The 11,926-nt window shown below is 39.9% G+C and carries 8 protein-coding genes; 4 read left to right on the top strand and 4 right to left on the bottom strand.

The features are described from left to right. Positions 1-5: 5 nt before the first annotated feature. Positions 6-1,067: a pyridoxal-phosphate dependent enzyme gene (locus GJ691_RS12570; RefSeq protein ID WP_154367386.1), complete on the bottom strand. Its 1,062-nt coding sequence runs from the start codon at positions 1,065-1,067 to the stop codon at positions 6-8. 267 nt (positions 1,068-1,334) lie between these two features. On the opposite strand from GJ691_RS12570, the gene GJ691_RS12565 reads away from it, so the two are divergent. Next, positions 1,335-2,252: a serine hydrolase gene (locus tag GJ691_RS12565; protein WP_154367384.1), complete on the top strand. Its 918-nt coding sequence runs from the start codon at positions 1,335-1,337 to the stop codon at positions 2,250-2,252. Between the two features lie 18 nt (positions 2,253-2,270). Further along, the gene (locus GJ691_RS12560) at positions 2,271-5,090 is read left to right on the top strand and encodes a hypothetical protein (RefSeq protein WP_154367382.1); all 2,820 of its coding nucleotides are present in this window, start codon (positions 2,271-2,273) and stop codon (positions 5,088-5,090) included. A 7-nt stretch (positions 5,091-5,097) separates the two neighbouring features. Here the strand turns inward: GJ691_RS12560 and GJ691_RS12555 are convergent, their stop codons facing one another. Both GJ691_RS12555 and GJ691_RS12550 read right to left on the bottom strand, forming a co-directional pair. Further along, positions 5,098-6,360 carry a serine hydrolase gene (locus GJ691_RS12555; RefSeq protein ID WP_154367380.1) on the bottom strand — a complete coding sequence of 421 codons (1,263 nt, stop codon included), beginning with the start codon at positions 6,358-6,360 and terminating at the stop codon, positions 5,098-5,100. Beyond that, the gene (locus GJ691_RS12550; protein ID WP_154367378.1) at positions 6,360-9,272 is read right to left on the bottom strand and encodes a PEP/pyruvate-binding domain-containing protein; all 2,913 of its coding nucleotides are present in this window, start codon (positions 9,270-9,272) and stop codon (positions 6,360-6,362) included. The genes GJ691_RS12555 and GJ691_RS12550 overlap by 1 nt, the downstream gene beginning before the upstream one ends. Positions 9,273-9,737: 465 nt before the next feature. Here GJ691_RS12550 and GJ691_RS12545 point away from each other — a divergent pair, with 465 nt between their 5' ends. Then, positions 9,738-10,046: a hypothetical protein gene (locus GJ691_RS12545; RefSeq protein ID WP_154367376.1), complete on the top strand. Its 309-nt coding sequence runs from the start codon at positions 9,738-9,740 to the stop codon at positions 10,044-10,046. 127 nt (positions 10,047-10,173) lie between these two features. Continuing rightward, complete coding sequence (gene ppgK / locus GJ691_RS12540; protein ID WP_154367374.1) at positions 10,174-10,935, top strand: polyphosphate--glucose phosphotransferase; 762 nt, start codon at positions 10,174-10,176, stop codon at positions 10,933-10,935. A gap of 31 nt (positions 10,936-10,966) precedes the next feature. On the opposite strand, the gene GJ691_RS12535 is transcribed toward ppgK, so the two are convergent. Then, a complete protein-coding gene (locus tag GJ691_RS12535) occupies positions 10,967-11,872 on the bottom strand; it encodes a hypothetical protein (RefSeq protein ID WP_154367372.1) in 906 nt (301 codons plus the stop codon). Between the last annotated feature and the right edge of the window lie 54 nt (positions 11,873-11,926).

The following is an 11,926-nucleotide window of genomic DNA, read 5'->3' as shown; positions in this document are numbered from 1 at the left end:
TTCTTTTAATTTTTTGCCGTTAAAACCGCCACAAAACGGCCTGGTTCAAAATTCATTTTTTCGTCCAATTCCAAAAGTGCTATGAGTCCGGCCGTAGCCGCAGGTAATATTTTAAACCCTTCCTTTTTAGCCAGCAACGATGTCATTTCCTTCATTTTCCTATCACTGATATTAAAGGCCTCCCCATTGGATTCTTTCAACGCATAAAGTGCCTCTTCCCCATCAAAACTATGCCAGTTGATCAATGGCTCGTTGTATTTGGTCTCTTTAATGGCTACCGGATTCAAATCCTTACAGTAATCCAATCCTAAAATAAAGGATTGCACGATCGGATTCTTATGACTGGATGAAGCCGCTATCATTTTCGGTATCTGGGAAGTTTTCCCTCTTTTATATAGACTTACGAACCCCCTATAAATACCGGCGAACAATGTTCCGTTAGAAACAGGAACCGCACAGTACTTGGGGGCATCGCCCAAATCCTCATAAATTTCCGTTGCTATTTGCGAATAGGCCGAAATCTGAAGTGGTGTATTGGAGCCTCCGGGATTAGCATCATACCAACCGTTTTCCGTGGCAAGCTTGCTACTTTTAACCACCACATCTTCATAACTCCCCGGCAATCTTATAATATGTGCCCCCAAGGCTTTCATTTCCTCAATACGGTCTGTATGGTAAGTCTCCGGAATATAGATTTTACATTCCACACCGGCTAAATTCGCCGCCAAGGCCACCGACACCCCATAATTGCCACATGTAGCTAAGGAAACCACCCCAAAATCCCTTCGCAGGGCATCATAAATCTGGGCAAAGGCAATTCGGTCTTTTTGGGTCCCTGTAGGGTTATCCCCTTCATATTTAATATACAATTGCCGTATACCGAATTCCCGCTCCATGGTCTTGGCTCGGTTGAGCCCCGTATCCCCAACTTCCAAATTGATGATGTCCTCGAACGACTCTAGACGATCGACCAAAGATTTGGTCTTGTCCTTTACAAAAGCACTCAATTCCCTAGCTTCCCCGGAAACATTATTTTCCGAGGTTTTAACTCCGTCTTTAAGGTTCATTTTGCATTGTTCATTTATCTAATTAAGATAAGTAATTTATTTAAGCGAACTCCATATTAATTTTAATGGAACCGTATCGTCAAAACCGGTACATAGGTAATATATTTATACAATGTTAATTGAAATTTTAACACACCTTTTTATCAAAACATAGGAAAGAAGCCATTTTATCAAGATTACCGCCAGCCGTTGAAATAAAAATTTTAACATAGTGCAGACCAGCCAATTGTATACTTTTGGGTACATTTTAAAAACTAGTAGCAAACAATGAAGAACACCTTTTCTTTTTTCGCTTTTCTAATGCTGGCCGCTTTAGGTTTACATGCCCAAGACAAATTACCCATTAAGATAGACGATACGAAAATAAAACCCTTGAACAGTTTATTTGAAATTTCGTTTCAGACCGAATTGGAAAAGGAACTACTGGCCAATACCAAATGGAAAGAGTTGATTTCCCAAAAGAAAATGGCCGTTGGGATCGTGGACCTACACGATCCAGAGCAAGTGAAGTTCGCCCGAATAAACGGCAACCATATGATGTATGCAGCCAGCTTACCCAAAATAGCCATTCTACTGTCCGCGATGGATGCAATTGAAAAAGGGGAATTAAAGGAAACCACAGAAGTAAGAAAGGACATGCGCCTAATGATCAGCAAATCTAACAATGCCGCATCGACCAGAATGATAGACCGCATAGGTTATGACAAAATCGAGGCGGTAATGACCGACCCAAAGTACGAATTCTATAATGAGAACAAAGGTGGCGGACTATGGGTAGGCAAACGTTATGGTGGTGGCGGAGATACAAACAGAGAGCCTTTGAAAAACCTTAGCCATGCAGCAACCGTAACACAAGTCTGTAGATATTATTACCTATTGGCAAACGGAAAATTGGTCAATGAAAGCCGTTCAAAACAAATGTTGTCGATAATGGAAAACCCGGAACTGCACCATAAGTTCGTCAACACCCTTGATAAGATCGCTCCCAATGCGCGATTGTTCCGCAAATCCGGTTCTTGGAAGACCTATCATTCCGATTCTATATTAGTTTGGGGAGAAAATCCGAACAGGCGTTATATACTAGTAGCACTAGTAGACGATCCAAGTGGGGAACAAATTATAAGGGATTTGGTGAAACCGGTAGAAAAAGTATTAATGAAGCGTATATCTTTGGCCAAAAACTAGGACAAGGTACTTTAGCAAATGATAATCCAAAAATTAATCAAAAAAGTATTTGATGTACGTGAAGGGGAATTCAAGGTTTCCCTATTGATGTTATCCTATATATTCTTGATCATAGCCGTTTTACTGATTATAAAACCTACGGTAAACGCACTTTTCTTATCGGAATTAGGCGTTGAACAATTGCCTTATGCTTTTCTATGGGTTTCTATCGCGGCGGTCATAAGCTCTTTTTTCTATTCAAAAGCCTTGGCCAAATTTTCCCTTCATAAAATAGTTAAATTCACCCTCATTATTTCGGTTTCTGTCTTAATAGGATTGGGCATTCTATTAAAATTGGGCATCGTGAGTGGATGGCTATTGTATTTCTTTTATGTCTGGGTGGCCATTTATGCTGTTTTGTCCGCATCACAATTTTGGGTATTGGCAAATTTGGTTTATAATGTAAGGGAGGCGAAAAGACTATTCGGTTTCATTGGATCCGGGGCGATTCTTGGAGGAATCTTCGGAGGTTACCTAACCTCTATCCTTGCCCCTTTAATAGGAAATGAGAATCTAATATTTTTGGCAGCCTTTCTTCTTTTGACATGTATTCCGTTACTCAACAGGATTTGGAAGTCCAGGGTTAAAAAGTTAGGCAAATTCAAAGAAAAAAAAAGGACGGCCACAATTCCCGAAAGACCTTTAAAACTAATTCGGCAATCCAAACATCTTACTTATATAGCCTTGATCATTGCAGTAAGTGTTCTTGTAGCCAAACTTGTAGACTATCTGTTCAGTGATTTTGCGGCCGCAGCGATTACCGATGCGGATGAACTTACATCTTTCTTCGCTTTTTGGTTTTCAACCTTCAACCTACTTTCCTTGGTGATCCAATTGTTTTTCACCCACCGTATTGTAGGTATATGGGGCGTCGGTTTCTCTCTACTCTTATTGCCATTGGGCATTTTTGGTGGATCACTACTTTTCATTATTCTTCCGGAACTTTCCGCGGTAGTGGTCATAAAGGCAATGGACGGGATCTTGAAACAATCCGTGAACAAAAGTGCTACAGAGCTTTTAACCCTGCCATTACCTTTTGATTTAAAAAACAGAACCAAATCCTTTATAGATGTTGTGGTCGATAGTATTGCCACGGGAATTGCAGGGTTTCTCCTGATTTTCGTTGTTCGGGGCCTTGACCTGCCCTCATTTTATATTGCAATTCTCATCATTGTTTTAGTGGCATTGTGGCTTTACTTTATCCTCCAGGTACGTAAAGAATATTACAAGACTTTTCGAAACAATTTGGAACTTATAACAGAGCGGATCGGAAAAACCAATAAGCGTGTGAAACGTACCTCCGTTATTGCCGGTATGCGTGCGGTTTTCAAGAACGGAACAGAAGGACAAATCCTATTCATGCTTGAAAAATTAATGGAAATCAATGACAAAAGATTTGAAAATGATGTACAAGAACTTCTTTCACACCCATCGACCAAAGTACGTACGGCGGCCATACAAAACCTGTATTTTTTAAATAGTTCAACAGTCGTAACCGAAATATCAGACCTTTTGAACACTGATGATGAAGCTTTGACATTAGCTACTTTGGAGTACCTTTTATTGCATGCCGAGAAAAACAGTAAAATGGTCTATGACCGATATTTGGACCATGACAACCCTCAGATCGCTACTGCCGCCCTTTACTGTCTCGCTAGGGAGGCGCACGACAATAATTCACTGAAGCAGTCTTACGATTTAAAGAATAGAATCAAAAAAGAAATTACTAAACTTAAGTCGGCCGACAATCATAAAAACAATTTGACCATTCTTATTAAAACCATTGGTGCATCGAATATTCCAGAATTCTACCCTTTTATTTCCGATCATTTCAATAATGAGGATAGCACCATTGTACTAACAGCGATTGAAGCATCTGGAAAGACCATGCATCCTGCGTTCATTCCCGAATTAATAGATTTTTTACCGAATAAGTTATTTCGAACCCAGACCATTGATTCATTAAAAAATTATGGATCGAATATTTTGGTTGTGCTTGCAGCCACAATCAGGCAACGTTCAGCTCCTCTGGAAACATGCCGTTTTATCCCAATGGTCATCAAATCATTCAAAACACAAGAATGCGTTCATACCCTCTTACAACTTTTGGAAGATACCGATTTAGGTATACGGTTGGAAACGATACGGGCCTTGAGTGACATTAGAAAAACAAATCCGGAATTAAGGTTCAACCGAAATAAAGTCGTTACACAAATTTTTGAGGAATGTAAACTGTACCACCACACTTTATCGGCCATGCATACCCAAATCATAATTTCTTATCGGAACCGTAAAAAGTCACGAAAGGAAATCAGCGATCAAGAAAGAGATGCACGTACCAGCTTGCTAGACCTTTTGGAAAGGAGATTGGATGCAGGCCTAGAACGCATATTCAAACTCCTAGGGTTACGCTATCAACAAAAAGATGTTGAAATTGCCTATGAAGGACTTCTCAGCAATAAACAAGAAGCGCAAACCAATGCCATTGAATTTTTAGACAATCTTCTCACCGGTGAATTAAAAAGAAAATTATTGCCCATCATCGAGGATTCTGCCTTGGAAATATCATCTGAGGAAGAGCTACGGAAAATAAAACACAAAATACCTACGGAAATAGAGTGTTTTCAATCCCTTCTTCAAGGAAAGGACCAAAGGATAAAACTTGCCGTCCTTTATCTGATCAAATACCAAAAAGACAAAAAATACCTGGCTATGGCCGAAGAGGAAACCAAAAGCGATGATTTTAAAATACGAACATTCGCGAAAGATGCGGTCGAAGCGCTGCAGGGCTTACCTTAGTCTACCCTTACTCCATTCGTATCAATTTATCGATATTACCTGCTAAATACATATGATCGGAAGCTGAATTTTTCCTAAGTACATTCGTCATGAGCACAACTAAATAATTGCAATTGTCAGGATGTTCAACTATGGCAACCGAATTCATGTAATTGGAGACATTCCCCATATATTTTCCACATTCCTCTCCTTTACTTCGGTCACATTTATAAAGGCTTCCCGATTTAAAATAGACCGCTGCTTCTTTCAAGGCAGGTGCTTGGGCATATCGTATTCTACGGTCTGTCATATACATTAACCGTTTCATTTCCAAACTACTATTCTCATCAACAACTTTTCCTTGCTCTAATTGTACCAAAAATTTCATTAGCCCGTAAGGGGTACCTATACTGCCCCCTTTGTCTCCTACATAGGTATTGGCCCCTCTGGTGAAAAAACTGCCCAATCGCCATTCATCCGCTGAAATCCCCAAATCGCGCAAAGGAAGATTCACTACGTCATTCCCTAAATCGGTCAATTCCTTTTTTGGGGTTCCCTTAAAATAGGCTTCGCTTTCTTCTAGGGTTAAATCAGGGTACTTATCACCGAAAGCGGCCATCAACATTACTTCGCTCCAAACAATACTCGCCGCACCGTTATTACTGACCGAAAGCATATGATCTACCCATTCGTACAAATTAAAAACATCACTGGCAACGACTTGCCTTTTTACCAATGTATTCTTTTCAATATTGTAAATGGGAATGGTATGTTCATCGGTTAACCCCCACACACCTGCTTTTACCGACTTATTCCTTAAAAGTTGCGTACGCTTTTCCCATGAATCGGGATATATTTTAGCGAGTTGTACAAATAACCCATTCAATACGGCCAATTTACCCACACTCCCTGGTTGGTAACCTGCAGTTTCATTTCGTTCGGCATATCTAATATGGTCAACATCGGAAATATCCAAGACCGTTAGGGAATAACTTTTATCAAGACCTCGGAATAGATTGTTTATTTCTTTTTGAAAATCGGCATCAGTCGACATTAAAGCCGTTGCACTATCCTGGTTTCTGGAAAGCAGGTTCAGGTGAATTTCATCGTAAGTTTTGAACGCACCTGCCGGTAACGGTGTTGTACTTTTGACCTCACCACTTTTTATGAGTTCCAAGCGTTTCAATCTTTTAATTCCCGTATGTTCAAAACCATCAATGGGGTAATAGTGCAATGTGGTGAATGCTGAACAGGAAATAAATAAAATCAGATATAATATTGGCTTTTTCATTAGATTTTTTTCGAAAGTGAAACTTCTTTGTTTAGATCGATTATCGGAGTTATGGATTGCAGGTAATCAGAGCTCAATGCCTTTTTGTTTTCGACAAATGGACGAATTTGGAACAACCAAAGTTTATCATCCTTAAATCCCAATTCCACATCATAGGCACCGCTGTAATCCGATTTTGTTTCTTTGGGTATGGTCGTGCGAATGACCTGTGCCAGTTCTTGAATGTCATTTCTATTGTTATCATTGACAATCGGTTTTTCAAAAGTGGCCGAAAGCTTAGTTGTTCCCCCATTCTTTGGAAGTCCGTTAAAATATAACTCACGCGAAGGGGCCAAAAGACGATAATCCCCATTATGAAATAAGGTATAGGTTTCGGCCGATTGGCCATCGACCGCACCACCGGCCCCACGACTGAAAGCAATGGTAAGATCCATATCATTTCCCGAATTAATACCTTTAGTGATCAACACTCCCGAATAATCAACATCAACCGAAGGGATAACCAAAATAGAAGGGAAAACGTTTTCCGGGTTCAATAAATATTTTTGACGCCATTTAAAGCTGCGCTCGGTATAGGGAGAAGCCCAAACATCCTTTATCCCGTTCAAGATCCTTTCCTTGTCGAGAACATTGAATAAGGTGAGGTTAAGCCCCGCACCCGTAAATTCCTTAAGATCTTCCATGTTGGTATCACTTCTAAGAAATACGGGGATTTCGCCTAAGGGTTGTCCCAATACTTTTTTGAAATCTGATTCCAATTGGGTTAAGAAGTCTTGTTTTAGGGGCATTTTACCAATGGCCTCCCGCAAGATACCCAATTGTCCCAATTGATATTTCTCCACTTCCAACTCCGGTATCTGGTTGGCATGCATTCTTTCCGCTTCCGCGAACATATCATTCAAAAACGCCCAATACGATGTAGATTTCCCCGGCATTTGCTGATCCATATGATCCCTGAATACCCCAAATGGTATAACCAGGCCTTCAACTACCTTATCTGGGAACATTTTCTTTAACTGCCCTAAGTTGGCCGCCTTAGGTCCACACAACTTACCGGAATCGTTGGCATCAACACTACGAAGATCCAAAATTAGGTTCTGGTCCAATCTTATCTGCCCAACAGGTATCTCAATTTTACCGGCACTTCGCTCTTTTTTAACAAAAAGAGCCCGCTCTTGGTCCGTCATGTTTTTTTCCAGTTTCATTATGATATTTCCCTTATCGGAAACAGCATAAAAAACCAGTTGGCCATTATATTGTTTAAGGCTTTGTAAGTTATCATCCGACAGGGCAGCATTGGGTATCCCTAAATTTCGTGCAAGTAATTGTACATGTGACACCATGTTCCCCTCAGCAACAGTTGCAATCCCCGCAACCGGTTTCAAGTCTGATGGGGATCTTTGAAAAACATAGATCTTATCCGAAGTCACTTCCACCTCTTCCGGTGAACCGGATACCACCACCAGCTCTCCAAAAGCATACCCTGGATTAAGTCCGCGTAAGGTACTTTGGTTGGGAATATCCAAAACCATATTGGTAAGGGCCGACTCCCGGGCTATAAAATCTCCCAACTCCCCTACACTCTTCCCTAGGTGTAAAGCAATTGAGCCACGTATGCGATCATCTATAAATCCATATGCCAAGGGTTCAAATTGCCCATAGGTGTTGGTTACTTCTTGATAATTGGCTTTGACCATGGCCGCACTCCATTCAACCGCACCCCTTGCTTTTTCCATAAATGTAGTCAATTCGGCAAGGGTCATCGATTCGTTTTCAGATTGGCTCAATGTGTTTTCTATCTGCGACCATTCCCAGAGCTCCAAAAATCCGGCACCGGTAGACGCCGATCCGAGATAACAGATTTTTTCCAACTGATCCTTTACACTTTGGGGCTGCCATTGTTGTGCGTTCTTAAAAATGATTTCCTCCAACTTCAATGAAACATCAAGCAATTGAAGTCTGGCTAATGGTCGTTTTTCATTTAAAATTCCTTCGCGTATCCCTAACAACAATTGGGAAGCTTCGGAAATCAGGATTGATGGACGCGACTCGGAACCAAAATCGCCAATGAACCGCTCAATGGAATTGCCCAAAGTTGTCCCCTTTAACAAAGGGGCTTTCTGTAACAGTTTGGTCACATCTACTGGCTTGAAAAAAACAGTCATTGTAGCGATCAGCCCATCTATCTTTTTGTTGAGGTCAGAACTTAGTTCGGCAGCATGTTTCTGGCGAAAATTTTTAACCTTTACTATATCGGAAAACTCAGGCTGCCCATGTATTTTCACTCTTAAATCCATAAAAGGCAAAAATTCATCTGAAATCACTTTGGACTGGCTTCGCATTTTCTGTGCAACATCATCGTCACCAGTATGAGGAATATCCTTTAACGATTGGCGTATTAAAAAATAATTCCCTTTTAAGAATTCGTCCTTAGTTAAAAGCCATTTATAAAAATTAATCCCCCAAGCTTCTTCATCCTCTACCTGAACGGAGCCCCTGTAATATTGACCTTTTTGAAGTATCCATCCATTATCTACGGATTTTAAGTACTTTTCGAGTTGGTACTGTATTAATCGGGAATGGTTAAAATCGGCGTCCCAGAGCGCCTCAACATCAGTAAATGCCAATATTTGACCCAAATAAATATGATGCTCCTTACCTAGAGCGACCACCTCATCTTTGTATCTTGCATGTTGTACCCCTGGACCAATATTATCAGGGCAGGGATCCTTAGGTGCCCGTATACTCCCATCGGTACAAAACCAGCGTATATCTTTATAAGGACCCCTTAAATCATTTTTATACCGAGCTACATTCTCGATTATGGTGTTTACCGGAATCTCTTTTTGTGACAAAACGGAATTCATGGTTCCAACAACAAAAACAAAATAGAAAACAATCTTTAATTTCATCGATTTCATATTAAAAGCAACCAAAGATAATGTCTATTTTAACGCATAAGCCAATAATAATCACATGCAATTAAAAAAAGACAATAAACCACTCTACGACAATAATTTACATTGATATTCCAATGTATAAAAAAAAGCCAAAAATTAGTGTAAATTCAAAAAAATGTATTTCATTTGTCGTGTAAAAGCAATACTAATCTTGCTTTATCAACAGTATGAAATCATTTGGGCCAAACCTATCTTCGGGTTGTTCGATTTGTGCTTTAAAAGCTTCCGATTTTATTCAAAAAAATCGGGTGACATCCATTTTTATTTTTGATTTTCCGCTCTTCATTTCTTCTTTACTTTTTAATTACTCGATGAGGTAAACCTTACTTTTTTGGAGCTGGACTCCCGGAATGGAGTTTAGCACCTTATAGACCCGTAGTACCATTTTTTTAAATCATTAATTAAATACCATTTATTATGAAAACACTTTTTATATCCTTGTTTTTAATCGTTAACGGCCTTGGAGGGGCAATTGTGCAAGAATCAGAAAAAATAACCGCTACTTACGAGGGGTTTGAAGACGGCACGTATTATTTTACCGATAATGACGGATTTTCAAATGAATTTCAACATGTTACTGAAGGAGTACTTGAAAGTTACGACCTGACCGATGAAATGTACAAAGGAAAATTATTTATAGTAACTTATATTTCCGAAGTTGAGACCGATGATCTTGATGAGGAAATCACCGTAAATACCATAACCGAATTAAAGATTAAAGAATAACCGTCAAAAGGGGCTACGCGCCCCTTTTTTATTTAAAAGTGGTTTCACATGAGTCAATTTCAGGACAACCTCTTGTCCTATAGCCAATTCTTTTTGTTACTTTGCGTCCGTAACATAAACAAAAAAAATGGTAGTTCTTGGTATTGATATTGGAGGTTCTGGAATGAAAGGGGCGTTAGTAGACTCGCTAACAGGTGAAATGTTGACCGAAAGACACCGGATTCCGACCCCTGAATCAAGGAAACCTGCAGAAATGGCCCAGGTCGTAAAGGAAATCGTTGAACATTTCAATCACAAAGGCCCAATAGGTGTCGGGTTTCCTACCGTTATAAAGAACGGTATCTGTAAATCGCCGGGCAACCTACACAAAAAATGGTTAGGAGTAAATGTTCAGGAATTATTCGCAGAGGCTACCGGACTTCCGGTAACGGTCATTAATGATGCAGATGCCGCAGGGTACGCCACAATGAATTACGGAATAGGTAAAGGTAAATTGGGTTTAGTTCTGATGATCACCATTGGAACGGGTCTTGGAAGTGGGGCTTTTTTAGATGGGGAACTTATCCCTAATTTCGAACTGGGCCAAATACCTTATAAAAAATTTAAAAAAATTGAATCATGGGCTTCTGCCGGAGCCAAGGAACGTGAGGACCTCAGCTATGAAAAATGGGGAAAACGCTTCAATACTTTTTTGGAACTGGTAGAACTGATTGTTTCGCCAGACCTGATTATCCTTGGCGGAGGCACCTCGAAAAAGTACAATCAATTTAAAAAATGCATCACCATCGACACCCCTGTTGTACCGGCAGAATTAAGGAATGAAGCTGGCATCATTGGAGCCGCAGCTTCAGCCATGCACCAGGCCCCGAAAGATTTCGTAAAGGAATAAAGAACTTATCAATCTATACTAAAAGGCTTATTTAAAGGCCTTTTAGTATAGTCGCATTTTCAGGGACCGCAAAGAAATCATCGTTTATATCTTTCACAAACTGCATATCGGTAATATCTATTTGGGTAATATATTCACCTTGCTTACCTTCATTTGTCGTCCAATGGGTCTTTAGCTCTTTTGGTAATAGAACCCCACTTACATTCAACAATTCTCCTACTTCCATGAATTTTTCTGGATTGTGTCCGCCATTTTTAAAATATTCTGGATAAGAAACAATGTACCTAGTTGCTGTCAACAAATGGGTTTCTTTGTCAAATTGTAATATATAATAATCATCCGGGGCATCACCGGTACCAGCAGCAAAAGTTACTTTTACCACATCATTGACCTTGTTCTTATACACTACCTCAGGTAATAATTCCAGATGAACACCTTCTCCATCCAAAACAAATGGGTGCCCCATTAAATAAAGAGGAGTCAATGCCCAGAATTTGGTATCATAAGCAAAGGCCGTGGAATCTTTGGCCTTTACCCAAGCCGTTTTGCCATCCCAGCCATATTTAGCTGTACTATCGGTAACACTCGTATGAACGGCCTTATTGCGCCATACATCGACTACCTGATAGCTATCGCGTTGAGTTTTACCCTCTAAAGGCTGATAATTGAATCGAAAAGATAACGCCCCATTACTAAACCATTTACCTAATCCGCCATGTGCTTCCATTCCTGCCCAAACTATTTTTCCTGCATCGGACTTCCCCAGTCTTTCTTTCGCTTTTGAAACACGTTTTTTAACCCAAGATTCAGGAATAGAATAATCTTGAACCATTACCTTATGGGTTTCTTGTTCTTCTGGTTTATTTTCTTTGGGTTGTTCCTTACACGAAGACAATAAAATTACCATTGTGAACATACCGATTATCATTACTTTCATAGAAATCATTTTATATTTAAGGCAAACAGTCGCAACCAACCTTACAACCTTTCA

It is taken from the genome of Maribacter luteus, assembly GCF_009674825.1.
Taxonomy (GTDB): domain Bacteria; phylum Bacteroidota; class Bacteroidia; order Flavobacteriales; family Flavobacteriaceae; genus Maribacter_A; species Maribacter_A luteus.
This window is presented reverse-complemented; position numbering and strand designations above follow the sequence as displayed.